This is a genomic window from Halorussus sp. AFM4, from assembly GCF_051194995.1.
Classification (GTDB): Archaea; Halobacteriota; Halobacteria; order Halobacteriales; family Haladaptataceae; genus Halorussus.
This window is the reverse complement of the sequence record NZ_JBNTJT010000002.1, coordinates 158769-183763: the sequence shown is the minus strand read 5'-3', so window position 1 is coordinate 183763 and position 24995 is coordinate 158769. Positions and strand designations below refer to the sequence as shown.

The 24995-nt window shown below is 70.4% G+C and carries 30 protein-coding genes and 2 tRNA genes; 16 read left to right on the top strand and 16 right to left on the bottom strand.

Going from position 1 to position 24995, the window contains the following annotated elements:
- Positions 1-5: 5 nt before the first annotated feature.
- The 3 genes from ACQUQF_RS09215 (at position 6) to ACQUQF_RS09205 (ending at position 2407) form a co-directional block, all read left to right on the top strand.
- On the top strand, positions 6-155 hold the full coding sequence (locus ACQUQF_RS09215) for a hypothetical protein (protein ID WP_435178008.1): 150 nt from the start codon (positions 6-8) through the stop codon (positions 153-155).
- Positions 145-1839, top strand: a complete 1695-nt coding sequence (locus ACQUQF_RS09210) for a sodium/proline symporter (protein ID WP_435178007.1) — start codon at positions 145-147, stop codon at positions 1837-1839. Before ACQUQF_RS09215 ends, ACQUQF_RS09210 begins: the two co-directional genes overlap by 11 nt.
- Positions 1840-1933: 94 nt before the next feature.
- The gene (locus ACQUQF_RS09205) at positions 1934-2407 is read left to right on the top strand and encodes a hypothetical protein (protein WP_435179510.1); all 474 of its coding nucleotides are present in this window, start codon (positions 1934-1936) and stop codon (positions 2405-2407) included.
- 36 nt (positions 2408-2443) lie between these two features.
- On the opposite strand, the gene ACQUQF_RS09200 is transcribed toward ACQUQF_RS09205, so the two are convergent.
- The 7 genes from ACQUQF_RS09200 to ACQUQF_RS09170 form a co-directional block, all read right to left on the bottom strand.
- Positions 2444-2947 carry a high-potential iron-sulfur protein gene (locus ACQUQF_RS09200; RefSeq protein ID WP_435178005.1) on the bottom strand — a complete coding sequence of 168 codons (504 nt, stop codon included), beginning with the start codon at positions 2945-2947 and terminating at the stop codon, positions 2444-2446.
- A 61-nt stretch (positions 2948-3008) separates the two neighbouring features.
- On the bottom strand, positions 3009-3731 hold the full coding sequence (locus tag ACQUQF_RS09195) for a glycerophosphodiester phosphodiesterase (protein ID WP_435178003.1): 723 nt from the start codon (positions 3729-3731) through the stop codon (positions 3009-3011).
- Positions 3732-3827: 96 nt separating this feature from the next.
- Positions 3828-4298 carry a nucleoside-diphosphate kinase gene (gene ndk, locus ACQUQF_RS09190; RefSeq protein ID WP_435178001.1) on the bottom strand — a complete coding sequence of 157 codons (471 nt, stop codon included), beginning with the start codon at positions 4296-4298 and terminating at the stop codon, positions 3828-3830.
- Positions 4295-4489, bottom strand: a complete 195-nt coding sequence (locus ACQUQF_RS09185) for a 50S ribosomal protein L24e (RefSeq protein WP_435177999.1) — start codon at positions 4487-4489, stop codon at positions 4295-4297. Before ACQUQF_RS09185 ends, ndk begins: the two co-directional genes overlap by 4 nt.
- 3 nt (positions 4490-4492) lie before the next feature.
- Positions 4493-4720 (bottom strand): 30S ribosomal protein S28e, encoded by a 228-nt coding sequence (locus tag ACQUQF_RS09180; RefSeq protein ID WP_115796086.1) that lies wholly within the window; start codon positions 4718-4720, stop codon positions 4493-4495.
- A gap of 12 nt (positions 4721-4732) precedes the next feature.
- Positions 4733-5095, bottom strand: a complete 363-nt coding sequence (gene rpl7ae / locus ACQUQF_RS09175) for a 50S ribosomal protein L7Ae (RefSeq protein WP_115796087.1) — start codon at positions 5093-5095, stop codon at positions 4733-4735.
- A 211-nt stretch (positions 5096-5306) separates the two neighbouring features.
- Positions 5307-5861 carry a GNAT family N-acetyltransferase gene (locus tag ACQUQF_RS09170; RefSeq protein WP_435177996.1) on the bottom strand — a complete coding sequence of 185 codons (555 nt, stop codon included), beginning with the start codon at positions 5859-5861 and terminating at the stop codon, positions 5307-5309.
- Between the two features lie 124 nt (positions 5862-5985).
- On the opposite strand from ACQUQF_RS09170, the gene cysK reads away from it, so the two are divergent.
- From cysK to ACQUQF_RS09155, 3 genes are all read left to right on the top strand, one after another.
- Positions 5986-6912: a cysteine synthase A gene (cysK, locus tag ACQUQF_RS09165; RefSeq protein WP_435177994.1), complete on the top strand. Its 927-nt coding sequence runs from the start codon at positions 5986-5988 to the stop codon at positions 6910-6912.
- Positions 6913-7005: 93 nt separating this feature from the next.
- Positions 7006-9420 carry a tRNA(Met) cytidine acetyltransferase TmcA gene (gene tmcA / locus ACQUQF_RS09160; protein ID WP_435177992.1) on the top strand — a complete coding sequence of 805 codons (2415 nt, stop codon included), beginning with the start codon at positions 7006-7008 and terminating at the stop codon, positions 9418-9420.
- Between the two features lie 127 nt (positions 9421-9547).
- Positions 9548-9706 carry a hypothetical protein gene (locus ACQUQF_RS09155; protein WP_435177990.1) on the top strand — a complete coding sequence of 53 codons (159 nt, stop codon included), beginning with the start codon at positions 9548-9550 and terminating at the stop codon, positions 9704-9706.
- Between the two features lie 18 nt (positions 9707-9724).
- Here ACQUQF_RS09155 and ACQUQF_RS09150 read toward each other — a convergent pair whose 3' ends face one another.
- Entirely contained in the window at positions 9725-10936 is a 1212-nt protein-coding gene (locus ACQUQF_RS09150) for a cyclase family protein (RefSeq protein WP_435177988.1), read from the bottom strand.
- Positions 10937-11154: 218 nt separating this feature from the next.
- On the opposite strand from ACQUQF_RS09150, the gene ACQUQF_RS09145 reads away from it, so the two are divergent.
- Entirely contained in the window at positions 11155-11793 is a 639-nt protein-coding gene (locus tag ACQUQF_RS09145) for an anthranilate synthase component II (protein WP_435177986.1), read from the top strand.
- A 26-nt stretch (positions 11794-11819) separates the two neighbouring features.
- Here ACQUQF_RS09145 and ACQUQF_RS09140 read toward each other — a convergent pair whose 3' ends face one another.
- Positions 11820-12254, bottom strand: a complete 435-nt coding sequence (locus ACQUQF_RS09140; RefSeq protein ID WP_435177984.1) for a DUF7344 domain-containing protein — start codon at positions 12252-12254, stop codon at positions 11820-11822.
- Positions 12255-12367: 113 nt separating this feature from the next.
- Between ACQUQF_RS09140 and ACQUQF_RS09135 the strand changes: the two genes are divergently transcribed.
- Complete coding sequence (locus tag ACQUQF_RS09135) at positions 12368-13492, top strand: pyridoxal phosphate-dependent aminotransferase (RefSeq protein ID WP_435177982.1); 1125 nt, start codon at positions 12368-12370, stop codon at positions 13490-13492.
- 95 nt (positions 13493-13587) lie between these two features.
- On the opposite strand, the gene ACQUQF_RS09130 is transcribed toward ACQUQF_RS09135, so the two are convergent.
- Positions 13588-13842 (bottom strand): hypothetical protein, encoded by a 255-nt coding sequence (locus ACQUQF_RS09130; protein WP_435177980.1) that lies wholly within the window; start codon positions 13840-13842, stop codon positions 13588-13590.
- A gap of 143 nt (positions 13843-13985) precedes the next feature.
- Here ACQUQF_RS09130 and ACQUQF_RS09125 point away from each other — a divergent pair, with 143 nt between their 5' ends.
- The gene (locus ACQUQF_RS09125) at positions 13986-14282 is read left to right on the top strand and encodes a PRC-barrel domain-containing protein (RefSeq protein ID WP_435177978.1); all 297 of its coding nucleotides are present in this window, start codon (positions 13986-13988) and stop codon (positions 14280-14282) included.
- Positions 14283-14429: 147 nt separating this feature from the next.
- On the opposite strand, the gene ACQUQF_RS09120 is transcribed toward ACQUQF_RS09125, so the two are convergent.
- Positions 14430-15881 (bottom strand): DHH family phosphoesterase, encoded by a 1452-nt coding sequence (locus ACQUQF_RS09120; RefSeq protein ID WP_435177976.1) that lies wholly within the window; start codon positions 15879-15881, stop codon positions 14430-14432.
- Between the two features lie 186 nt (positions 15882-16067).
- Between ACQUQF_RS09120 and ACQUQF_RS09115 the strand changes: the two genes are divergently transcribed.
- Both ACQUQF_RS09115 and ACQUQF_RS09110 read left to right on the top strand, forming a co-directional pair.
- Positions 16068-16141 (top strand) — tRNA-Lys (locus ACQUQF_RS09115).
- 168 nt (positions 16142-16309) lie between these two features.
- Positions 16310-16582: a hypothetical protein gene (locus tag ACQUQF_RS09110; protein WP_435177974.1), complete on the top strand. Its 273-nt coding sequence runs from the start codon at positions 16310-16312 to the stop codon at positions 16580-16582.
- On the opposite strand, the gene ACQUQF_RS09105 is transcribed toward ACQUQF_RS09110, so the two are convergent.
- From ACQUQF_RS09105 to guaB, 3 genes are all read right to left on the bottom strand, one after another.
- Complete coding sequence (locus ACQUQF_RS09105; RefSeq protein ID WP_435177972.1) at positions 16583-17035, bottom strand: ATP-binding protein; 453 nt, start codon at positions 17033-17035, stop codon at positions 16583-16585.
- Between the two features lie 50 nt (positions 17036-17085).
- Positions 17086-17556, bottom strand: coding sequence for a GNAT family N-acetyltransferase (locus ACQUQF_RS09100; protein WP_435177970.1), 471 nt, complete (start codon positions 17554-17556; stop codon positions 17086-17088).
- A 455-nt stretch (positions 17557-18011) separates the two neighbouring features.
- Complete coding sequence (gene guaB, locus ACQUQF_RS09095) at positions 18012-19505, bottom strand: IMP dehydrogenase (RefSeq protein ID WP_435177968.1); 1494 nt, start codon at positions 19503-19505, stop codon at positions 18012-18014.
- A gap of 572 nt (positions 19506-20077) precedes the next feature.
- On the opposite strand from guaB, the gene ACQUQF_RS09090 reads away from it, so the two are divergent.
- From ACQUQF_RS09090 to ACQUQF_RS09075, 4 genes are all read left to right on the top strand, one after another.
- Positions 20078-20992, top strand: a complete 915-nt coding sequence (locus ACQUQF_RS09090; RefSeq protein ID WP_435177967.1) for a DUF5794 domain-containing protein — start codon at positions 20078-20080, stop codon at positions 20990-20992.
- A gap of 142 nt (positions 20993-21134) precedes the next feature.
- Positions 21135-21362, top strand: a complete 228-nt coding sequence (locus ACQUQF_RS09085; RefSeq protein WP_435177965.1) for a DUF5795 family protein — start codon at positions 21135-21137, stop codon at positions 21360-21362.
- A gap of 46 nt (positions 21363-21408) precedes the next feature.
- A tRNA-Trp gene (locus ACQUQF_RS09080) sits at positions 21409-21588 on the top strand.
- A gap of 124 nt (positions 21589-21712) precedes the next feature.
- Positions 21713-22213: a gamma carbonic anhydrase family protein gene (locus ACQUQF_RS09075; RefSeq protein WP_435179508.1), complete on the top strand. Its 501-nt coding sequence runs from the start codon at positions 21713-21715 to the stop codon at positions 22211-22213.
- Between the two features lie 207 nt (positions 22214-22420).
- On the opposite strand, the gene ACQUQF_RS09070 is transcribed toward ACQUQF_RS09075, so the two are convergent.
- Positions 22421-23572 (bottom strand): methionine synthase, encoded by a 1152-nt coding sequence (locus ACQUQF_RS09070; RefSeq protein WP_435177963.1) that lies wholly within the window; start codon positions 23570-23572, stop codon positions 22421-22423.
- A gap of 256 nt (positions 23573-23828) precedes the next feature.
- On the opposite strand from ACQUQF_RS09070, the gene eif1A reads away from it, so the two are divergent.
- Entirely contained in the window at positions 23829-24113 is a 285-nt protein-coding gene (gene eif1A / locus ACQUQF_RS09065; RefSeq protein WP_435177961.1) for a translation initiation factor eIF-1A, read from the top strand.
- Between the two features lie 179 nt (positions 24114-24292).
- On the opposite strand, the gene ACQUQF_RS09060 is transcribed toward eif1A, so the two are convergent.
- Positions 24293-24940 carry a matrixin family metalloprotease gene (locus tag ACQUQF_RS09060; protein WP_435177959.1) on the bottom strand — a complete coding sequence of 216 codons (648 nt, stop codon included), beginning with the start codon at positions 24938-24940 and terminating at the stop codon, positions 24293-24295.
- Positions 24941-24995 lie beyond the last annotated feature (55 nt).

Sequence of the window (24995 nt, the reverse complement as noted above, 5' to 3'; positions counted from 1 at the left end):
CGACAATGCCTGCCATGAGCACCGTCGACTGGCTCGGTCTGGTCGGACCGTACGCCGTCTTCTTCGTCATGCTGATCGCGTACTACGTCCTGGAGGGGCGGCGCGAACGACGGCTCCGGGAGCGCTACGAGGAGGAGGTGGAGCATGCAAGGTAGCGGCGGCATCGCCGGCGATGCCGGCGTCTGGGTCCTCGGGACCTTCACCCTCTACCTGGTGGTGCTGCTCGGCATCGGCCTCTACTCCTCGCGGTTCATGGACTCGGTCGGCGACTACGTCATCGGCGGCCGCCAGATCGGCCCGGTCGTGACCGGGTTCTCCGAGCGGGCCTCCGAGATGAGCGGGTGGCTCACGCTCGGGGTGCCGGCGAACGCCTACAACGCCGGCATCATCGCGTTCCTCAACGGGCTAGGGATGGTGCCGGCCGACCTGTTCGCGTGGGCGGCCATCGCCAAGCGCCTCCGGAAGTACACCGAACTCGTCCGGTCGGTCACGCTGCCGACGTTCTTCGAGACCCGGCTGGGCGACGACACCGGCCGGGTGAAGGCCGTCTCGGCCGTCATCCTCATGCTATTCGAGGGCGGGTACGTCGGCGCCCAGATCGTCGCCGCCGGGACCCTGCTCCAGGTGCTGACCGGCATCGAGCCGTGGGTCGGCATCGTGGTCGGGGGCGTCATCGTCATCGGCTACACGTTCCTCGGCGGGTACTTCGCCGTGGCGTGGTCCGACTACTTCCAGGGCGCCATCATCCTGGCGGCGTTCATCGCCCTGCCCGTCATCGCCTTCACCAACATGGGGCTGCCGTTCGACGAGGTGGCGGCCACCGCCGGCGGATCGCTGACCAGCATCACCGGCGGCGCGACGGGCTGGGCGGCCGTCTTCGCCGTCCTCGGCTACGCGGCTATCGGCCTCGGCGTCCCCGGCAACCCCCACGTGATGGTGCGGTTCATGGGCATCGACCGCGTGGAGAACGTTCGGCTCGCCGCGCTGGTCGCCCAGCTGTTCATGTTCGTCGCGTACATCGGCGCGGCGCTCGTCGGCCTCTACGCCATCGCCATGTTCGGCGAGGCCAGTATCGCGAACGCCGACAACGCGATGCCCCGGCTGACGCTCGAACTGCTTCCGGGCGCGGTCGCCGGCATCGTGCTCGCGGCCGCGCTCGCCGCCATGATGTCGAGCGCCGACTCCCAGCTGCTGGTCGCAACCAGCGCCGTCGTCGAGGACGTCTACCACGGCTTCCTCGACCGCGACGCCAGCGAGGCGGAGCTCGTGCGCTACTCGCGGTACGTCACCTTCGGGCTCGGCGCCGCCAGCGTGGCGTTCGCCTACCTCGCGAAGAACACGCCCATCTACACGCTGGTCCTCGACTACGCCTGGGGCGGTCTCGGCGCGGCCATCGGCCCGACGGTCATCGCCACCCTCTGGTGGAAGCGCGTGACCGCCGAGGGGTCGATCGCCAGCATGATCGTCGGCGCGAGTACCATGATCCTCTGGACCCAGCTGCCGACGGTGCTCGGGGCGGTCGGACTGATGCCGCCCGAGTCCGCGGAGTTCTGGTACGGGCTCGTCACCGTGTACGGGCTGTTCCCCGCGTTCGTCCTGTCGGTGGTGACGCTGGTCGTGGTGTCGCTGCTGACCGAGCCCCCGAGCGACGTCGACGACCACTTCGACGTGTTCGACAAGCCGTTCTCCGCGGTCGTCGCCGGCGACGGCGACGGCGCGCCCGATTACGCCACCGACGGGGGGCTCGACGGCGACACCGACCCGAAGGTCGTGACCGAGGCCGACAACATCCGCGCGCACGTCGCGGCGTCGGGCTACTGGGACGACGATGAGCGCTGACGACCCCGCGTCCGCGGTGGCGCCGGCCGACTCCCCGCGGAGCGAGACCGACGAAGACGCGTCCGGCGAGAGTGAGACCGCCGCGGACCACCCGATGGTCGGCGAGCGCCACGAGCGGGTCGACCTCCCGGTCGTCACCCCTGCGGTCGGCCGCGACGAGGTCGAGTCGACCGGCCGGGTCGGCGCGGTGGCCTACCCGTACCGGGTGTACGAGGCGACCGTCGAGATCCCCCGGCCGCTGCTGTCGCCCGACGAGCGCCGCCGGGTGGTCAGCGTCGACTGCTCGCGCCGCCTCGCGCTCCGGGCAGACGACCGCCCGTCGTTCGAGACCCGGACCGTCGAGGACGCGCTGGTGCTGCCCAGCGAACTCTCGCCCGACCAGGCCGACGAGAAGGCCCGCGACGCCGTCTTCCGGTGGACGACCCGGACGGTCGTCCCGAGCGACGTCCCGGAGGTGACCCTCGACGAGGTGACCGACGCGTACAAGCTGTTCTGGCTGGCCGAGCGACCCGACGGCGACGTCATCGTCGACAGCGTCCGCGGGACCGAGCGGGCGCTCGACGGGTAGCGCGGGCCGCCCGGACGACACCGCCGATTCTCCCGTTCAGTCGGCCTCCGACCCGCTCTCCCGTGCCCGACCCTCCTCGACCGCCTCGTCGATGGTCTGCTGGTCGGCCGCCTCGCGCGGGTGGGGACGGTACTCCCCGCGGGTGAGGTCCGCCCCGGTCGGGTCGAGCTGCTCGAACAGCCAGGCGAACGCGGGCTCGCCCTTCGGCGGCATCCAGAGCTTGCACCACCCGCTGGGGTGGACGTGCTCGCCGCCGAACCGGTCGCCCTTCCGGCCGACGACGTGGCACTTCCCGGCCTCGCCCGGACTCCCCTCGCGCCAGAACCGGCACCGGCCGCAGCACTCCTTCCACATCGTCGGCGGGACCGGCGACTGCGGCAGGTAGGTCGCCTCCGCCTTCCCGAACTTCTCGCCGGGCCGGTCGTGGGCGCGCTGATGGATCCCCTCCGCCACGTTCGAGAGGCCGTCCTCGCCGTCCTTGAGGTACGCGAGCAGGACGCTGGTCGCGTGAGACGGCCAAGAAATGCTATCGTCCCCCATGGACAGCTGTTCGGCGTTGCCGGCTAAATCGTTAGTGGCGGGCCGGCCGCGCCAGTCGGAGTCAACTCGGTCCCCGCTCCGTCGCGGCCGTCGGGGGCTCGGCCTCGACGCGCTCCCGCCGTGCCGACCGTCCCAGCGGTCGGGTCGCGACGATACCGTCCACGCCCCGGCGGTCGAGCGCCCACGCCAGCGGCCGGGTCGCCACCGGCCAGGCGTGGACGTCCATGCCGGCCTCGTGAGCGCGCTCGACGATGTCGGTGAGGAAGCACAGCGCCCAGTGGACGTTGGCGTGCTCGACGCCGATGGTCTCGGCGGTGAGGAAGTTGGCGTCCGGCCGGAGGCCGAAGTTGTACGCCAGCGGCATCGACTCCTCGAGCATCCGGGTCCGCCAGAGCGGGTCGGGGTCGAACGACGAGATGACGACGTCGTTAGGGACGGTCTCCAGCAGCGCGAGCAGGTCGGCGACGACCTCGGTGCTCTTGACGTCGAGGGTGAGACCCACGTCGGGCGGGACCACCTCCAGCACCTCGCTCAGCAGGGGGACGCCGAAGTCCGAGCCGTCGACCCGGAGGCCGGCGAGGTCGCTGGCCGAGAGGTCGGTCACGTCGCCGCGGCCGTCGGTGACCAGTTCCACGTTCTCCCAGTGAGAGGCGACGAGCTCGCCGGTGCCGCACCGCCGGACGTCGATCTCCACCGCGTCGGCGAACCGGGACGCCTCGCGGGCGGCCCGGACGGTGTTCTCCGGGTACTCGTCGCCGAACCCTCGGTGGGCGGTCAGCTGCACGCCGAGCGAGTTGGCCGCCCGCCGCCAAGGAACTGACGGCTAGCGGGGTCGTCACCGTGCGACCGGAAACGAATCGAAGAAGGGACGCCTACGGCGCTACTCGTACAGCCACTGCTCGTCGACGCGCTCGTAGTCGACCAGTTCGTCCTCGTCGAAGAACAGGTCGATCTCGCGCTCGTTCGCGCCGGGGTCCTCGTGGTCCGAGCCGTGGATGACGTTGCGGCCCAGGTCGAGCCCGTAGTCGCCCCGGATGGTGCCGGGCGCCGACTCGGCGGGGTCGGTCTGGCCCATCATCTTGCGGACCTGGCGGGTGGCGTCCTGGCCCTCCCACACCATCGCGAAGACGGGGCCGGAGGTGATGAAGTCGACCAGGCCCTCGAAGAACGGCTTGTCCTCGTGCTCGCCGTAGTGCTCCTCGGCGAGGTCGCGGTCGATCTGCATGAACTTGCCGGCGACCATCTTCAGGCCGCGGTCCTCGAGGCGGCCGACGATCTCGCCGATCAGGCCGCGCTGGACGCCGTCGGGCTTGACCATCACGAAGGTGCGCTCGGTCTCGGCCTCGCTCATGGCTCCTCCTCGTGTTCCGCGCCGCCTTCCTCGGTCCACTCGAGGTCGCGGGGCTCGCGGCCGAGGTCGGCGTTCTTCTCGCACTTCGCCGAGCAGAAGTGGACGGTGCTGCCGTCGGTGCGGACGAACATCGTCCCGGTGCCGGGCTCGATGTCGTCCCCGCAGAAGTCACACTCTCGCGTCTCGGGCATTGGTTACTGACCTCCGATGGAGTCGGCCTCGCGGGCGGTCTCGCGCAGCTGCAGCACGTCGCCCTCGCGGACGGGGCCGAGGCAGTTCCGCGTGATGATGCGGCCCTGGTTCTCGCCCTCGCGGATGCGGCACTTGACCTGCATGGCCTCGCCGTGCATCCCCGTCTTGCCGACGATCTCGATCACTTCGGCGGGCGTGGAGCCCTCTTCTTCGGTTTCCTCTGCGCTCATGACTCAACCACCTCAGCGGAGTTCCTCGACCTTGTCGGCGATGTCGTCGACGTCGTCTTGGGCCTCGCCCGCGTCGGTGACCGCGGCGGCGGCGCTGCCGACTTCGAGGCCGGCGGCGTGGCCGATGTCGTCCTGGGTCTCGACGAAGACGAAGGGGATGCCCTTCTCGTCGGCCAGCTCGGGGAGGTGCATCACGATCTCCTCGGGCTGGACGTCCTCGGCGATGTAGACGAGGTCGGCGTTGCCGCGCTCGACGGCCTTGGTCGTCTCGTTGGTTCCTTTCTTGACGGTACCGGTGTCTCGGGCGACCTCGAGCGCCTCGACGGCGCGGTCCTGGAGGTCGGCTGGGACGTCGAAGTTTACGTACACTGGCATAGGTTGTTCACCTCCCTGCGCGTCGGCTCAGGCTCCCCTGCCGGTCGATTCCTGTGCGGCTAGGAGCATCATCAACCGCGCGCAGGTCGTACCCTTCCGTAGTTCGTCCCCCCTTAAAAGCGCTTTCAAATGCAGCGACGGCGTGCGAAACGAACGCAAGGGAGAGCGCGTCACTCGCGGCCAGCCGCCACCTGCGCGGCCACTCCCCGGCCTATCTCTGCTCTTCTGCGCCCCGACCTGCCCGCCACTCCTCGCGCAGGAGCCCGAACAGCACCACGTCGCGGTACTCGCCCTCCAGAAAGACGTGGTCGCGGAGGCGTCCCTCCTCGGTGAAGCCGAGGCGTTCGACCAGCGCCCGCGACGGTTCGTTGAAGTCCACGACGCGGGCGTGGACGCGGTGGCGGCCGCTCGTCTCGAACGCGTAGTCGAGCAGCAGCGAGACCGCCTCGGTGGCGTACCCCTCGCCGCGGGCCTCGGGGACGAGCCAGTACGCTACCTCGCCGCGGTCGTGTTCGGTCCGGAAGAGGCTCACCTCGCCGACCGGGTCCCCGTCCTCGTCGCACACGACGAAGTCGGCGTCCCCGTTGTCGGCCGCGACGAACTCCTCGTAGAACTCCTCGACCTGTTCGCGGGTCTGCGGTGCGGTCTGGGTCAGCGCGGTTCGGATGGCAGGGTCGCTCCGGGCGCGCTGGATGAACTCGACGTCCTCGCGCTCGGTGACACGGAGCTCGACGCGGTCGCCCGAGAGGTAGACGGGGCCTGGCATACGTCGCGGGACGCACGGGCGACCGAAAACCGTTGCCCTCCGCGTCACAGGTCCCGGTAACACTCCCCCCACGCCGAAGATGTGCGAGACAACGATTACCGCGGCACCGCGGCAACTCCCGTCCATGACGACGTCCAGCGAGTCCGCGGTCGACGCGGCCGAGTCGGTCGACGACCTCGTCGGCGACACGCCGCTGCTGGCCCTCGATTCGTTCGCCGACAACCTCTACGGCAAGGTGGAGGCCGCCAACCCCTACTCGGTGAAGGACCGCATCGCCCGCGAGATGGTCGACGCCGCCGAGGACAGCGGCGCCCTCGGCCCCGACGGGGTCGTCGTGGAGTCGACCAGCGGCAACACCGGCATCGGCCTCACTGCTGTCTGCGCAGCTCGCAATTACGACCTCGTGCTGACGATGCCCGAGTCGATGTCAGAGGAGCGCCGCAGGCTGCTCCGGGCCCTGGGCGCCGACCTCGAACTCACGCCGGCCGACGAGGGGATGGGCGGTGCGAACCGCCGCGCCGAGGAACTCGCCGGCGAGCGCGAGGACGCGGTGCTGGCCCGTCAGTTCGAGAACGCGGCCAACCCCCGCGCCCACCGGCGCACGACCGGCCCCGAGATCTGGCGCGCGACCGGCGGCGCGGTCGACGCGTTCGTCGCCGGCGTCGGCACCGGCGGGACCATCACCGGCGTCGCCGAGCACCTGACGGAGGAGCGGGGCGCCGACGTGACGACCGTGGCGGTCGAACCCGCCGAGTCGCCGACGCTCTCCGAGCAGTGCGCCGACGGCCACGACGTCCAGGGCATCGGGCCGGGGTTCGTCCCCGACGTTCTCCGTCGGGAGCTCGTCGACGAGGTCCGTGCGGTCGCGGCCGACGACGCAAGGGCGGCGGCCCGGAAGGTGGCCCGGACCGAGGGGCTCGCGGTCGGTATCTCCGCTGGCGCCGCGGTGGCCGCGGCCGCGGGGTACGCACGTGACCAGCCTGACGAGACCGTGGTGACGGTGCTGCCCGACGGCGGCGAGCGCTACCTCTCGACCGACCTCTACGAGTAGGTCCGATGCGGCCGGGCCCCGACGAGGCGGTCCGACGTCCGCCCCGGAGCGCCGAAGGAAAGCCCCTTGTCGGCCTCGCGCCAACTCCGGGACATGACTCTCGCCGAGGTCGCCGCCGCGCTCCGCGAGGAGGCGCGGGCGACCGACGAGCGCCGCCTGCTCGTCCTGGCCGGCGACCGCGACGCCTGCTACGAGGCGGCCGACCGGGCGCTCGACGCCGCCGATGTCGACCGCAGTTCGACCACCCTGGTCGGCACCGGGAGCCTCGGCTGCGAGCGCGTCGGCCCGAAGCGGGCCGACCGCCTGCTCGGGACGACCCGCGACTGCGTCGCCTTCGACGCCCACGCCGACTTCCGGCCGAACGCGGTCGGGCGGGTCGTCGGCGCGGTCGACGGCGGCGGCCTGTTCGTGCTGCTGACGCCGCCGCTCGACGAGTGGCCCGACCGCCGGACCGACTTCGACCGGACGCTGGCGGTGCCGCCCGCCGACGTCGACGACGTGACCGGGCGCTTCCGCCGGCGGTTCGCCGCGACCCTGCGCGCCCACCGCGGGGTCGCGATCGTCGACGCCGACACCGGGCGCGTCGAACGCGACGGGCTGACCCATCCCGCGCCCCGCCTCTCGACCGCCGACGAACCACCGGCGCCCCCTGCCGACCCGACGTTCCCGCCCGCGGCCTACGAGGCCTGCCTCACTGCCGACCAGATGGCGGTCGTGAATGAACTGGAGGCGCTCCGGCCGACCGGCGGCGATGGCGGGAACGACGGAACCCCCGGCCCCGGCGCGGACCCGACCGCGGTGGTCGTGGAGGCCGACCGCGGCAGGGGCAAGTCCAGCGCCGCGGGCATCGCGGCCGGCGCGCTCGCGGCCGAGGGCGCCGACGTGCTGGTCACGGCGCCCGAGTACCGGAGCGCCCGCGAGGTGTTCGTCCGGGCCGCGGCGCTGCTGGAGGCGCTGGGCCGGGAGGTCGAGACCGATCACGAACCGCCGCGGGACGTTCGAGTCCGGGCCACCGACGGCGGCACCGGCGACCGCGACGACGGCGGCCGAGTCCGGTTCGAGCCGCCGACCGAGGCCGCCGACCTGCTCGACGACTCCGCGGGTGCAGACGCCACCGGGGCCGGGACCACCGACCGATTCGACGCGCCCGACGTCGTCATCGTCGACGAGGCCGCCGCGCTGTCGGTCCGCCTGCTCGAACGGTTCCTGGCCGCCCCGCGGGTCGCGTTCGCGACGACCGTCCACGGCTACGAGGGCGCCGGCCGGGGGTTCTCGGTCCGGTTCCGCGACCGGCTCGACGAGAGCGACCACACAGTCGTCGAGGCCCGACTCGACGAGCCCATCCGGTACGCCGCGGGCGACCCCGTGGAGGCGTGGGCGTTCCGCGCGCTCCTGCTGGACGCCCGGCCGCCGGTCGACGAGGTGGTCCGGGACGCCGACCCCGAATCGGTCACCTACCGCAGACTCCCGCCCGACGACCTGCTGGCCGACGAGACGCTGCTCCGGGAGGCGTTCGGCCTCCTGGTGCTGGCCCACTACCGGACCGAGCCCGACGACCTCGCGCGCCTGCTCGACGCCCCGAACCTGTCGGTGCGGGCGCTGGTCCGGGAGAGCGCCGCGACCGGGCGCGACCACGTGGCGGCGGTCGCGCTGCTGGCCCGCGAGGGCGACCTGCCGGCGGGCGTGCGCGAACACATGTACGAGGGCGGGCGCGTGCGGGGCAACATGCTCCCGGACGTGCTGACCTCCCAGCTCAGGGACGAGCGGGCCGGAATCCCCGTCGGGATGCGGGTCGTCCGCATCGCCACCCACCACGCCGTGCGCTCGCGGGGGCTGGGGTCGCGGCTGCTCGGCGAGATCCGCGCGGAGTTCGCGGACGACCTCGACTGGCTCGGGGTCGGCTACGGCGCGACGCCCGACCTGCTGCGGTTCTGGCGCGCGAACGGCTACCGGACCGTCCAGCTCTCGACCACGCGCAACGACACCAGCGGCGAGTACTCGGCGCTGATGCTCGACCCCCTGAGCCCCGCGGGCCGGGACCTCCGCGACCGCCACGCCGAGTGGTTCGCCTCCCGGATCGGGTCGATGCTGGCCGACCCCCTGCGCGACGCCGACCCCGACGTGGTCCGGGCGCTCCTGCGGTCCGTGGACGCGCCCGTCGCACTCGACCTCTCGGACTGGGACTGGCGGACCGTCGCGGCGAGCGCCTACGGGCCGGGCCTGTACGACGCCGCGCCGCGCCCCTTCCGGCGGGTCGCGCTCAAGCACTTCGTGGACCCGGACGGGGAAGGAGAGGAACACGAGGCGGGGAGTCCGCTGTCGGCCCGCGAGGAGCGCCTGCTGGTCCGGAAGGTGCTCCAGGGCCACCCGTGGCCGCGGGTCGCCGACGAACTCGGCTTCCACTCGGCGGGCCAGTGCATGCGCGCGCTGGGCGACGCCTACGAACCCCTGGTCGACCGGTACGGGACCGAGACCGCGATGGCCGAGAAGCGGCGGTACGAGGACTGAGGACAGTTAGCGGCGGGTCAAGCGGATCGGCTTCGGCATCGGTTCGATCGTCGGCTCTCTCTCGGAAGCGCATCGAGTGGCCACCCGGGCGACACAACGATGTGTCCGGGTGTCGTACGGCCGCGAGATGGAGTGTTCCGAACCCGACTGCCCGGAACCGGCGACCGTCCGACTCCACGTCCCGTGGGCCGAGAACCGCGAGGTCTGCGCGGGCCACGCCCGGGTGCTGGCCCGGCGGGACGGCGTGGTCGCGGACCCGATCGCCGACGGCGAGGAGTGGCCGTGACGGTGGCCGGGGTCGCCGTCAGTTCGCCCCCTCGCCCGTCGTCGCCTTCACCGCGACGGGGTTGATGGGCGCGCCGGTCGCGCGCTCGATGTTGAGCGGTGCTCCCGCGAACAGGAAGTCGTACACGCCGTCGCTCGCACAGCTCTCCGCCAGGTCCTCCAGCCAGAGCAGTTCGTTGAACGGGACGCCGAGGTTCCGGTGGAACGCGCCGTGCAGCGGGACGAGGTACTCCTCGCCGTCGATGACCTGGACGTTCTTCTCGACGCTGAGCGTGTCGCCCCCGATGACCGGGAACTCCATCTCGTGGACCCAGTTCACGAGGTCCTCGCTGTAGCAGAGTCCGGGCTCTTCGAGCGGCGCCCACTCGTGGTCGGGGTCGTCGTCGCGGGCGCGGGCCGCCGACCCGGTCCGGATCAGCGGGACGTCCCGCTCGCGGACTTCGACCCCCTGCTCGTCGGCCGTCTCCCGGAGGTCGGCCAGCGAGACGCACGCGTCGGGTTCGAGCCGATCCGATCCGTCGCCCTTCACCCGACCGACGTCGAGAAGCACGCCCCGCCCGACGATACCGTGGTCGGCGACCGGCGAGATGTCGGCCCGGCCGAGTCCCCGCGTCTCCTCGACCTGCTCGCCGTCGCAGGACTCCAGCGGTTCGTTGAACCGCTTCGTCGAGGCGGTGGTGTCGGCGTCGAACCCGTTGTATATCCGGTCCCCGTACCACGCGTGGCCCGGCGCGTCGACGTGGGTCGTCCCCTGGGGGTAGAGCCGGTTGAGGAACCGGTCGTCGGCGTACTTGATCCCGCCGGCCGACGGCTCGTGCTCGCCGCGCTCGTACGTCCGTGCGTCCCGGGTGTTGGTACGGCGCGCGACGGTCCGCGTCGGGAAGATGGGGTCGTTCGATACCTCGCCGGTCATCGAGAGCTGGAGGGTGAACGTCTCCGCGCCGGTCGCTCCCTCCCTGGTCACGGCTGCCATCCCGGCGAGCGCCTGTTCGCCCCCGAGGAAGTTGAACGCGCCCAGTTCGTCGTCCTCGCCCCACCGACCCCAGTTGCGCGGCATGTCCGCGAGCAGTGCTCCGAGGTCGCCTTCCGGTCTGTCGGACTGTGCGAGCAACGCCGACGGGGTCACGCCGGCGGCCGCGAACGCGGCGAGCGCGCCGGTCCCACGCAGCACGTCGCGTCGGTCGACGTCAGTGTCGGCGTCGCAGGTCGAATTGTCGGTGTCGTCTGGCATTGTCTCTCCCGGCATTCCCCCGCACTCCGTCGCCCCCGCGACGGCCCGTCCCCTGACAGCGGACTCTCCCGAAGCGTGACACGGAATGCCACACGTACCGACTGCGGCGAGCCCCAAGGGCTTTTGGTCGGTCTCGACCGGAGCGTCGCTGGCCTCCGAAGACGATATAACCGCGTGCCCCCATTCCACGGCCGTAGCGCGGAGTCCGACCCCGACCAATGTCCGTCCTCGTCATCGACAACTACGACTCGTTCGTCTACAACCTCGTCCAGTACGTGGGCGAGTTCGACCCCGAGGTCACCGTCCGGCGCAACGACGCCGTCACCGTCGAGGAGGTCCGCGACCTCGACCCCGACGGCATCGTCGTCTCGCCCGGGCCGGGAGCGCCCGCGGCGGCCGGCGTCTCGGTCCCGCTGTTCGAGCGGACCGACTACCCCATCCTCGGGGTGTGCCTGGGCCACCAGGCGCTGTGCGCGGCCGCCGGCGCGCCGGTCGGCCACGCCCCGGAAGTGGTCCACGGCAAGCCCTCGCCCGTGGCCCACGACGGGGAGGGCGTCTTCGCGGGACTGCCCGCGACGTTCGAGGTCGGGCGGTACCACTCGCTGGCGGTCGCCCGCGACGACGTGCCCGACAGCCTCGTCGTCACGGCGTGGACCACCGAGGAGGCAGAAGGAGAGAGTGACAGCTGTTCGGTCGGGCAGAGCGAGAATCGAGCCGACACCGACGGCGGCGTCGTCATGGGCGTGCGCCACCGCGAGAAACTCCACGTCGGCGTCCAGTTCCACCCCGAGAGCGTGCTGACCGACGTCGGTAAGCGACTGGTCGAGAACTTCTGCGAGCTCTGCGCGGCCCGGTGAGCCGTCGAGGGATCGCTACCGCGGGGCTACTCGGATTCGACCCGCCGGACGTGGTCGAGCCACTCGTCCAGCCACTCCCGGCCGCGGTAGCGCACGGTCCGGCTCTCGACGTCGTAAGCCACCGCGCCGTGGGACTCCAGTTTCGGCAGGTGCGAGTGGTGGAGTTCGACCGCCAGCGACCGGGCGTCGACCCCGTCGTCCCCGGAGCGCTCCGCGGCCACGGCGTCCGCCAGCGGCGCGAGGCCGAGCGCGCCCCCGTCGGCGTCGTCGAGTCGCGCGAGCGCGTCGCGTCGGACCGGGTCGGCGAGCAGTTCGAAGGCGGCGTCGAGCTTCTCCGACGCCGCCTCGCCGGTCCGGAGGTCCGCGGTCGGCTCGGGGTCCGGCGCGAGCCCCGCGGAGACCGCGTCCTCCGTCGCGCCGGTCGCCGCCTCGGCCGTGGCCTCGGATAGGTCGTCGGGCATTGGTCGGGGTTCGTATAGAGGTCTGGAGTTTCCCACGAATAAGGGACTTGCATGCACTGTCAGGGCCGGCCGGCAACCCGAAGGTTATGCGTGCGGTCTGCGTACACCGTGACGTGTTCCCCGAGCTCGCGTACATCGACTGGATCGAGGGTCGGCCGGCCGACGCCGAGTACGACCTCGGCTCGTCGGACCTCCGGCGCGCGCCCGCCGCGGCCGGCGACCTCGCGCCCCCGGCGCTCGCGGCGGCGCCGACCCCCGACGCGACCCTGGAGGACCAGCTCGCGTCGACGTACGGCGTCGCCACCGAGAACGTCCTCGTGACCGCCGGGGCGACCCACGCCAACCTGCTCGCGGCGGCGACCGCGCTGGCGAGTACCGCGGACGAGGAGTCACCTGACGCGGACGCCGGACCGGTCGCCGGGGACCTCCGCGTGCTGGTCGAGAAGCCGGGGTACGAGCCGCTGCTCGCGACACCCGCGGGGCTGGGCGCGACCGTCGACCGGTTCCGCCGGCCCGCCGAGGACGGCTACCGGCTCGACCCAGACCGGGTGACCGCCGCGGCGGTCGAGGACACCGCGCTGGTCACGGCCACCAACCGCCACAACCCGAGCGGTCGCCGGACGGGCCGGGACGACCTCGCCGGGGTCGCTCGCGCCGCGGGCGACGAGGGCGCGACGCTCCTGGTCGACGAGGTGTACGCCCCGTTCGACGACGAGGCCGGCGACGGTCCGTTCGGCGGGCCGACCGCGGCCGGGCTGCCGAACACCGTCGTCACCAACTCGCTGACCAAGTTCCTCGGGTTCGGCGACCTGCGGGTCGGCTGGCTGGTCGCCGACGCCGAGTTCGTCGCCAGGGCGCGGTCGCTCGACCGCCACCTCGCGCCGGTCGCGGAGCCGAGCCGGCGGCTGGCCCGGCGGGCGCTCGCGGCCGCGGACCGGCTCGTCGCCGACTCCCGCGAACGCGTCGGCGAGAACGCGGCGGCCCTCGCCGCGTTCGCCGACTCGCGGGCCGACCTCTCGGGCCGGGTCGAGCCGGGCTGTCCGTACGCGTTCCTGGCCCACGAGTCGGCCGACGGCGACGAGGTGGCGTCGGCCGCGTGGGCCGAGGGCGTGCTGGTCGTGCCCGGCCGGTTCTTCGACGACACCGAGCGGTTCCGCGTCGCCGCCTGCCGCGACCCCGAGACGACCCGGGCGGGACTCGACCGGCTCGGCGCCGTCCTGGACTCGCTCGCGGCGTGAAACGAGGAGCGGTTCCGCTCGACCGTCTCGATAGCGACGCCAGCGAGCAGTGCATCGGTCGACCGAGAGAAGCGGGGCCGGTCGCCCGGACCGGGCTACGCCGACTGGGCGAGCTGCAGCCCGCCGAACAGGCCCTCGATCAGCACGACGAGCCCCGCCAGCGTGATCCCCATCGCCCACAGCACGTTCGCCATCGCGCCCTCGAAGAACGCCAGGCTGGCGAACGCCAGCGCCACGAGCGCCCCGGCAGCGACGAGCCCCTTCAGTATCCAGAAGTTCCTCGTGAGCCAGTTCCCCCGTGCGGTGTCCGGACCGCGACCGCTCTCGGAGCCGTCGTCAGTGTCGGACACGTCGGCCGTTGGATACGAAGCCGGAAAAGCCCGGTGGTGGGCCGGAGTGCCGACCCCGACGAGTCCGCGTACCGGTGACGACGGCGGATGATTTCGCCGGCCTCTGCCAAAAGTTAAGACCCACCCATACAATCGTTGTTCACATGGACGGAACACCCCAGGAGATCACCAGCCTGGTCGGCAGGGAGGTGTACTCCAACAACGGCGTCTTCGTCGGCGAGGTCGAGGACGTGCAGCTGAACGTGGACGGATGCATCGTCTCGGGGCTCGCGCTCGGCGAGCTCAACCACGAACTGTTCTCGAACGTGGTCGCCGGCGAGAACGGCGTCATCATCCCCTACCGGTGGGTGCGGGCGGTCGGCGACGTCATCCTCGTCAACGACACCATCGAGCGGCTCCGACAGCCCGACGGCGAGGGCGAAGAGGAAGTCGCGGTCTGAGGACCGGCGGAACAGACACTTCCACGCGAACCGGCGTTACTTCTACGCGAATCGGCGTTTCCGCCCGGAGAGAACTCGCTCCGGAGAGTCGGTAGTCCGCTCGCCGTTCGGAACCGGATACCGTGGAACGACCGGACCGGACCGCGACTAGCTCCCGTTCGACCCCTCGCCGCTCTCGACGCCCATCGCGTCGAACAGCTTGCGCTTGACCGCCTCCTCGGTCAGCGACAGCAGGGTGTCGCGGTTGTCGTCGGTGGTCTCGATGCCGGTGAAGATGCCCAGCGGGATCTCGACGCTGGCCTGGGTGGAGTGGCCCGCGGCCTCGCCGATGTCGGCGAAGGCGTCCTGGAGCACCTTGCCGATGTTCATCCGGATGTCCTTCGAGCGGGCCGCGAGGTAGATGGTGTCGTCGGCGATGCCGAAGACGGCGGTGGTCGTGATGCCCTCCAGGTTCAGCAGGTGGGAGGCGGCCTGGGTCAGGGCGTCGCGGTCGCGGATGAACCCGGCGTTGCTCACGAGGTGGCTGCCCTGGACTTCGCGGTTGGTGATGGCCTCCGCGAGCACGTCGAGGGTCTCGGGCGACATCGAGGGCGACTCGACCTGCTCGAGCGTGTCGTGGTTGGCGAACGGGTAGAGGTAGGCCGCGGCGGTCAGGTCCGCCGGGGTGGTGTCGCGCTTGAAGTCCAGCGTCTCGGCGCGGATGCCGTAGAGCAGGGCGGTGGCGACCTCCTCGCTGACGTTGAGGTCGAACTCCTGGATGTACTTCGTCAGGATGGTGGAGGTCGAGCTCACGCTCGGCCGGATGTCGACGAAGTCGGCCTCGTACTCCTCGTCGGGCTCGAAGTGGTCGATGAGGATGTCGACCGGCCGGTCGAACGTCGCCTCGGTCGCCTTGGCGTGGTCGACCAGCGCGATGGTGTCGTAGGCGTCGACGTCGGCGTCGGCGTAGGGGAGCAGTTCGATGCCCAACAGGTTGACGAACGCCCGGTTCTCCTGGTGGCCGATGTCGCCGATGTAGAGGATGTCGGCCTCGACGCCGAGCGTGTCGGCGATGGCCTGGAGCGCGACCGCACTCGCGATGGAGTCGGGGTCGGGGTTGTCGTGGGTGACGATTGCCAGCGCGTCCTCGGTCGACTCGAGCACCTCCGAGAGCTGCTTGGCCTTGTACTCGAGCTCGCCGGTCTCGAGCGCGCGCAGGGCGGAGTCGGCGATGACCTCCGAGGGGTTGATGACCACGTCGGCGCCGAGCTCGGTGAGCTCGTCCTCCGAGACGGGGTCGCTCGCGCGCACGACGACGAACTGCTCGCCGCCGTGCTCGCGGATGTTCCGGACCGCCTCCTTGTTGGCCTCGACGTCCGAGGACATGATGAGGACGACCTCGTTGTCCGCGATGGTGTCGTAGAGGTCCTCCTCGCGGATGTCGGCGGTCTGGGCGTTGAGGTCCTGGTCGCGCAGGGCTTCGACCCGGTCGGCGTCCCGGTCGATGATGAGTACGTCCTTGCCCTGGTCCACCAGTTCCTCGGCGACCGCGTGCCCGACGCTCCCGCAGCCCAGGATGGCGTAGTCGGACATCGAGGAGATGGTAATCCCGGCGCTCATGATACTGTGGCGTAGCTCCGGACCACACTTAACGTTCCCGAAGCAGTCCGTCGCGGCGGAATCGGCCGGTTCGCCCCGGCCGGCCGCCGGCGAGCCGTCTGCCGGTTTCGGCGGGAATCGAAAGGGGTAACAGTCCGCGGAAACGGAAACGTATTTACGTCCCACCCGGTAACTTCGGAATGCGTTGGGCCGGTAGCTCAGTTAGGGAGAGCGTCTGACTCTTAATCAGACGGTCAGGGGTTCAAATCCCTTCCGGCCCGCTACATTTTGCTGCGCTCAGTCCCGCCAGCCTACGGCTCGCGCTCCTTCGATGGCAAAACGTCGATGAAAACCACGGCGTCACCGCCTCGGTCGCTCCGCGATTTCGCCCCGTGAAGTCACCTCTCCGGCCGAACAGACTTTTCCAGACCGACGCCGTACGCTGGCCCGTGAGCTCCCCGAAGCAAGACTTCCAGACGGCCGTCGACAAGGCGCCGAGCCGGACCGAGCGCGAGGACGCCATCGACCGACTCGCCGAGGGCGGAGCGTGCGACAAACTGGCCATCGTCGTGCAGATGGGCGGGCTCGACGGGCCGCTCCGGCGCCGCGCCCTGAACGCGATGGACGACGCGGGCTGCCGGGACCTGCTCCGGACGCTCGCCGACGACGGCGGCCTCGACGAACCGCTCCAGTCCGACGCCGAGTCGCTGCTCGAAGGGTAGTCACCCCTCCGCCCACGTCAGTACGTACCGCTCCAGCGCGTCCACCGACTCCTCGACGGACAGCTCCTCGGTGTCGAGCGTCAGGGCCGGACGCTCGGGCGTCTCGAACTTCGCGTGCATCGCCCGAACGCCGCGCTCGTCGATCGAGTCCTCGCGCTGTCGGTTCCGGTCGAGCGCCGTCTCCAGACTCGCCGTGAGGACGACGAGGTGGGCGTCGGGAAGGGCGCGGAATCGCTCCTGCCACTCGCGGCTGTAGAAGGTGCCGTCGAGGATCCAGTCGGCGTCCGGGTCGCCCCCTGTCACGCGCTCGTACAGCTGCGGGTAGGTGTTCCGCGAGAAGTCGTCGGAGTGGAGGAGCCGGAACGCGCGGCCCCGCTCGGCCAGCCGGTCCCGGAGCCGCCCGGCGACCGTGGTCTTGCCGACCCCGGGTGGACCGCAGAGGACGAGCTTCACGTCCGAACAGTAGCGCAGGCGAGTGAAAAGCGTTCAGCCGAGAACCGCGTTCAGTCCAGCGACTTCTCCATCTCGACGTGGGGGATGCCGGCCTCCTCGAAGACGTCGCTGGTCGTCTCGTAGCCCAGCGACCGGTAGAACCCCTCGACGGGGGTCTGGGCGTGCATGGTGAGCGTCGAGAGGCCGCGGTCGGCGGCGGTCGCCTCGAGCTCCTCCATGATCGCCCGGCCCCAGCCGTCGCCGCGGCGCTCTTCCAGCACCGCGACGCGCTCAACCTTGCCGGTGGCGTCGCCGACCTCGCGGAGGCGGGCCGCGGCGACCGGTCGGGGGTCGGCGTCACTTCCACTCCCGTCGCTCGATTCGTCCGCGGCGTAGCCCACGAAGTGGACCGCCTCGTCGTCCTTCCCGTCGACCTCCAGGTCCTCGGGCACGCCCTGCTCCTCGACGAACACCTCGAACCGGACCGCGAACGCGTCCTCGCGCTCGACGTCGGTCTCGGCGCGGCGGACCTCGCCAGTCATCGGTCGGATTTTCGGGGCGACTGTTCTGAACGTTTCGAACGCGGGTGCGGCGACGACGCGGGGTCGGCCACGGCGACAGTTACCTGTGCTGTCGTCCGACAGGTTCGCCGAGCGGTCGGTCGGCGGTCCCCGTCTCGGTCGAGCGCCGGCCGCGACAGAATCTGTCGTCACCACGACTCCGACGGGAGAAACCACAGAATATAATGAAAACGCCGTCCAACAGTTCCGGTCGGAGGCAAACGAGCCATGTCGGACTTCGAGACCTACACCTGCGAGAACTGCGGCGACGAGTTCAAGGCACACGAGAGCGCGAACGCCGCGGAGGAGGCGTACTGCAGTCCGGAGTGCCAGTCGGCGGACAGCTGAGACGACCGACGTCGGTCTCGGCGGTTCGTTCCTGCCGTCCGTTTCTTTCGGTCGAAATCGTCACCATCGCCCGGAGTCGTCGACGGCCGCTACTCGCTGGGGCTGTAGTTGGGCGCCTCGTCGGTGATCATCACGTCGTGGGGGTGGCCCTCGGTCTGGCCCGCCGACGAGACCCGGACGAACTCGCTGCGCTCCTTGAACGCCGGGATCGTCTCGGCGCCGACGTAGCCCATGCCCGACTGCATCCCGCCGACGAGCTGGTGGAGCTCGCTCTCGAGGCTCCCCTTGTAAGGTTCGGCGGCCTCGACGCCCTCGGGGACGTACTCCTCGTCCTCCTCGGGTTCGTCCTTGAGGTACCGGTCGCCGTCGCCCGACTGCATCGCACCGACCGAGCCCATGCCGCGGTACTGCTTGTACTTCTTGCCGTCGATGGTGATGACGCGGCCGGGCGCCTCGTCGGTGCCCGCGAAGTACGACCCGAGCATCACCGCGTCGGCGCCCGCCGCGATGGCCTTGATGGCGTCGCCGGAGTACCGGATGCCGCCGTCGGCGATGACCGGCACGTCCTGCTCGGCGGCCACGTCGGCGACCTCGGCGATGGCGGTGATCTGGGGCATCCCCGCGCCGGAGACGACCCGCGTCGTGCAGATCGAGCCCGGCCCGATGCCGACCTTGATGCCGTCAGCGAAGTCGACGACGTCCTCTGCGGCCTCGCGGGTGCCGACGTTGCCGACGACGACGTCGGCGTCGACCGACTCGCGGATCTCCCGGGCCCCGTCGATGACGTTCAGGTTGTGCGCGTGCGCGCAGTCGATGAACAGGACGTCGGCGCCCGCCTCGTCGACGGCGACCGCGCGGTCGGTCTCGAACGGGCCGACGGCGACCCCGACCCGGAGGTGGCCGTTCTCGTCGCGGGCGGCGTTCCCGTACTCGCGGCGCTGGAGCACGCCCTGCATCGTGACCAGGCCGGTCAGCCGGTCGTCCTCGTCGACGACCGGGACGCGCTCGATCTTGTGCTCGTACATGAGCTCGAGCGCCTCGCGGGCGGTCACGTCCTCGCCGGCGGTGATGACCTCGTCGGTCATCGCCTCGCGGACCTCGTCGCGGTCGCCGACCTCCAGGTACGGCCGGATGTCGGTGCCCGAGATGATGCCCAGCACCTTCCCGCTGTCGTCGATGACGGGCGCGCCCGAGACGCCCTCCCGCTCCATCATGGCGTCGACCTCCCGGACGGTCTGGTCGGGGTCGGCGGTCACGACGTCTCGGATGACGAGCTCGTCGGCGCGCTTGACGCGCTCGACCTCGGCGACGGCCTCGTCGACGTCGAGGTTGCGGTGGATGACGCCGAGTCCGCCCTGCCGGGCCATCGCGATGGCCATCTCGCTCTCGGTCACGGTGTCCATCGCCGCCGACAGCACCGGGACGTTGACCTCGACGTCGGTCGAGACGCGGGTCGAGACGTCGGCCTCGTCGGGCTCGACGCGGCTCTCCTTCGGTCGCAGAAGCACGTCGTCGAAGGTCAGCGCCTCCGGTACGCGGAGTTTCTCGGTGAACGAACCGGTCTGCGGAGAATCTCTTTCCATGTCAGGCGAACGTATCCCGCCGTGAAAAACGTTGCGAGATGCTGCTGATTCGGACGTCAACGAACAACACGATATGCACGGTCGTGCGATACGGCGCGGTCGGGGCGACACGTCCCAGGGCCTCCAGCTCGGACGCCGGTCGGACGAGGCTGTCCGCGACGACCCCCTTCGGATAGCGCTGGTGAGGTTCTGACGACGCACGTGACCCGCCCGGCACTCACCCGGACGGCGAGTCGGCGGTTTACGACTGTCGGAATTGTCGACGCCTCGCTCGGCATAAGTAGGAAAATTACGATTCGTAGTTGGATGTGGTTGTCTCTCACGCAACGTTTATGCCCGAAACCCGATTTGTATCCGGTATGGACTCTACCAGTCCCATCGCCGCGCGCACTGCTGGTCGGACGACCGCGGACACCAGCTGCTGCAAACCGTTTTTCGCGATGGGATTCCTTACACTGGTAGAGAATACATTCGTGGGACGCCGATGGACCCGCGGCGACGACGGCCATCGCAGGTACCGCGAACACCAACACCGCTCGGCCGGCGGGTACGGCCACGCCAGCTAGCGTCCGATGAGTAGCTCACAACACCCGGTCGCACTCCGCCTGGAGCGACAGGTAGGCGGCGCGACGAAGCTGCTTGCCACCGTCATGGCGCTGCCGCTCGTCGACGGTATCTTCCCGGCGCTGGTGCTCGCGGGCGGGGTCAACAGCGTCACCGAAGTGCTGCAGGTCGGACTGCTCGTCTTCGGCGGGAGCGCCACCGTGGCGGTCATCCTCGCCGAGATGGACGGCACGCCGCGCGAACAGGCCGCGTCGGTGCTGACGGTCGGCGTCGGCATCATCGCGATCGCGGCGGTCGAGGCCGCGTTCGCGCCGACCATCGGGAGCGTGCTCAACTCCCACATCTTCGAGCGGTTCGCGGCGCTGGTCATGCTCGCCATCGCCGCCAAGACCGCGAGCTCGCGGGTCGGCGAGTACCTGCCCCGGCCCGCGGTCATCGTCGGCCTCGGGATGATCGCGAGCTTCCAGCCCGGCAGTTTCGAGGTCGCGATGGTCGATTACGACCTCATCATGTACGCCACTGCCGCGGCGGCGACGGGGGTCGCGTTCGCGCTGGCCGTCGCGCTGACCTCGCCGTGGCTCCGCGGCGTCGTGGACATCGACCGCTTCCGGTTCGGGAGCGCGGTCGCGCTGGGGATGCTGCCGCTCAGCCTGCTCCAGCTCGCGCCCGGCAACGCGCCGCTGGCGGTGCTGGCGGTCACCAGCCTGCTCGCGTTCGACCCCACCGCGGACGGGGTCGACGACGAGACCAGCGAGGAGACCGCGGCCGAGGAGGCCATGGTCGAGACGAACCCCGACGAGACCGCGCCCGCCTCGGCGTCCGACGCGCTGAGCGCGGTCGCCACCGACGGCTCCGGCGGCGCGAACTCGACCGACGCGGGCTACCCCGGCGAGACCGACGACGAGCGCGAACCGTGGCTGTGACGTCGCTGCTTTGACCCGACTCCCGCGCTGAGCCTCCGAACTGAACTGCTTCGAGTTTCCCCGCCTGATTCCTGCTCTCCTCCTTCTCCGACCGCCGGCACCGACGGGAAGGCTTACCCGCCCGGACCCGCTTCGTTCGGACATGGCCGACAACCGCGTCGTGCAGGGTCGCATGGTGACGCCGGAGTCGCTGGCGGAGCTCATCGAGGACGACAGCGTGATGGACGCCGAAGCCATCGAGGAGTCGGACCGCGAGTGCCCCGAGTGCGGCGGCGACGTGCTCGAAGTCGGATACATGCCGAGCGTGACCGAGTTCGTCACGGGCTGGAAGTGCCAGGACTGCGACTGGGCCGACACCGACCGGGACTGAGCGGAATCGAAACCCCTTTAGGGCGTATGGACCAACTGAGTCCTGCGGGGTCGTGGCCAAGCCAGGGATGGCGACTGACTCCAGAGGCCACGCGCCCGGGACGAGACTCCAGCTGATATACCGAGCGGCCGACTGATCATCGGCTCGCGACGACGACCCTCTGGAGTTCCGAGGCGCACACACCGGAGATATCAGTCGATCGGGGGTTCAAATCCCTCCGACCCCACTTCTCGCGGTTCACAACGACTTCGAGCAGGTCGTCTCCTCGACAGCGTCGGTGAGTTACGTGATCCTAGGGCGTGGATTCGGCAGGAATTTGGTCCGGCCGAGCGTTGCTCTGGACCCGAGACATGCTCCGGACTTTCGACGGTACGGAACCCCAGATCGCAGCGTCGGCGTACGTCGACGACGCGGCGGTCGTGATCGGCGACGTCACGATCGAATCGGAGGCGAGCGTCTGGCCGAACGCGACGCTTCGCGGCGATAGCGGGCAGATCGTCGTCGGAGCCGGTGCAAACGTGCAAGACAACGCCGTGCTGCACGAGGACGCCGTACTCGAACCGAACACGACGGTCGGGCACAGCGCCATCGTCCACGCTGCGACAGTCGCCGAAGGAGCCCTCGTCGGGATGAACGCGGTCGTACTCGACGACGTCCGCATCGGCGAAGACGCGATCGTCGGGGCCGGCGCCGTCGTCACCGAGGGAACGGAGGTCCCGCCCGAAACGCTCGTGACCGGTACGCCGGCCGAGCCGAAGGCCGACCTCGAGGACTCACCGTCGTCGGCCCCGGCTGAGCATTACGTGACGCTCGCCGCTCGACACGAAGAGACGTCTGAACGGATCGAGTAATGTAGAGTTTGAAACGGCCGCGCGGGCCGGCCGGCCGGGGAAAAACCGCCCGCGCGGGGAGGGGACCTTCGGGGTGAAACGCCCGCCACGTTTCGGGAAGGGCTCGACGTTAGCCCTTAACCGATGATAGCCCCTGGGCTATATAGGTCTTCCCCATCGCCGAGGTCTCTGCTGACAGTCCACTCCACCGAGTGATCTCCGCGCAGGTTACCGGATTCGCTCGGTAGCGATCTCGGCGCCCTCGACGAGCGCCTCCAGCTTCGCCCACGCGATCTCGGGGTCGACCATCCCGAGTCCGGCCTGCGTGCCGAAGCCGCAGTCGGGTGCGGCGACCAGCGGCGTCGAGTCGTCGACCGCGTCGGCGACCCGCTCCAGACGGTCCGCGATCGTCTCGGGGTGGTCGACGACGTTCGTCTTCACGTCGACGACGCCCGGGATCAGCGTCCAGCCGTCCGGGACCGGATGCTCGGCGAACGCGCGGTACTCGTGCTGGTGGCGCGGGTTGGCCTGCTCGACGCTGAGCCCCGAGATGTCGGCCTCGTAGAGCTCCGGGAGCAAGTCGACCAAGTCCGCGTCGAGGTGATGGGGCCCCTCGTAGCTCCCCCAGCACGTGTGGAGGCGGACCTGCTCTGCCGGGACGTTCGACAGCGCCTCGTCGAGCGCCTCGACGTTGAGCCGGGTCGCCTGCTTGACCTTCTCGAGGGGTGCGTCCGCGTAGGTCGCCGTGTGGCCGACGGTGAGGAGCTCCGGGGCGTCGATCTGGAGGATCGCCCCGGTCTCGGCGACGAGCTCGTACTCCTCGGCCATCGCGTCCGCGACGACGAAGAGGAACTCCTCGTAGGAGTCGTAGTAGTCGTTGACGTGGGTCGCGGCGACGACGCTGGGCGACGCCGAGGTCACGAACGTCTCCTCGAAGTCGGCGTCGACGGCCGACAGCGCGTCGCGGAACGCCGCGAGTTCGGCCTCGGCCTCGTCGTGGCCGGTGTACTCGACGGGACCGGTGACGACGGGCTGCATCGAGAGGTCGATGACGTCCGTCTTGAACGTCTCCGCCGCGTAGTCGGGGAACTCCTGGAGGTCCGCCCAGAGCTCCTGCTCGCGCTCGCCTTCGATCCCGCTGAGGCGGTCCGCGACGTACCAGTTGAACGAGACCCGTGACTGCTCGCCGTTGTTGGCGACGTCGAGGCCGACCTCGGCCTGGCGCTCGACGACGCTGCGCGTGGCGTCGGCGACGGTCGCGTCCCACTCGTCGGGGTCGACGTCCACACCGTCCTGGCGCTTCTCGAGGAGGTCCAGCAGCTCCGGCGGTCGGGGGAGACTTCCGATGTGCGTCGTGCGGATCCGGTCGTCTGTCGACATTGATTACTCGTGTGAGTAATAGATTCAGGGTCAAATATAACCCACGGTAGTTACATCCGACGTGGGCCGACGAGCGACGAGGACGAGATGCTCCTTCTGGACGCCCGTCTCGGCCGGCGCTCTCCCGGTCGGGCGGCATCGCCGGCGTCAACGAAGGTGGTCCCGCAGCCGAAGATACCATCCTCGTAACGGAGTGGGTGGTGCGTGTCACCAAACGTTCCGGATTACTTTTCCGTGGTGGGCACCTCTATAAAGTATGAGTGAAAATTCGGGCCGTCGAAACCTCCGCATGCCGAACGACGACGAACTGTTCGGCGTCGTGACCGAACACAACGGCGGCAACCACGTCCGCGTCCAGTGCGAGGACGGCCAGAACCGCATGGGCCGCATCCCCGGCCGCATGAAGTACCGCGTCTGGATCGAGACGGGCGACGTCGTCGTCGTCGAACCGTGGGACTGGCAGGACGAGAAGGCCAACGTCGAGTGGCGCTACACCCAGCAGGACGCCGACCAGCTCCGGGCCGAAGGCCACATCGACTAACGTCTCTTCGATCGCGGCGTCGACTGACGACCACTTTCTCGCTCCTTCTTCGGTGAGACTGCCGTTTCAGTCTCGACAAGGTACGTGCCGATACGGCCGGAGTCGAACGTAAGCACCGCCGAACCCTCCTCGCCGCGCTCGGGACCCCGAGCGCGGGATGCGTCGGTGGGTCTCGGCGCCTACCCCGACGACTCGCTCCGCCACGTCACCTCGTAGGTGGCGTTCATCACGTCCCGGGGACGGTCACCGTGTCGCAGCCCCAGCGTGTGCCCGAACTCGTGGACGAGCGCGTACACGAGCGACTCGCGGACCATCCCGTCGACGACGCGGATCGAGTGGTTCGCGACCGGCTCGGCCGGACCGACCACGCCGGTGCACGCGAGGTACGGCCCGCTCCGGCCGCAGCTGTCGATGGAGTCCACCACCCGGACGCGATAGGTCGGATCCGAGGCGTTCGGCGCGATCCGGTACTCGAACCGGTAGCCGGTGTAGCGCCTGCTGTGGCGCGCCCAGTACTCGGCCGCCTCGCGGACCGCCGGCGCGACCGAGCGGTTCGTCGCCGCGTTCTCGACGGCGATGACGACCACGCCGCCGTGGGCCCTCGCGGCCGCCCCGTCGAACCGCCCGTGGGGGTACAGCCCCGCGGTCGCGGACGGAGCGGAACCGGTGCTGGGCGTCGGCTGCGAATGGAGAGCCCCCGTCGGAGCCTGCGGACCGGCCGCCGGCGGGCCAGGCGTGGCTGTCGGCGACCGGGCGACCGTGGTCGCGGCCCCCGCGAACGTCGCCAGGAGCAGCGCGACAGCGACGCCGACACGCGCCCACGTCATCGGGGAAGTGGGCGACGCTGACGACCAAAAGAATGCGCCGCGCGACGGACCGTCG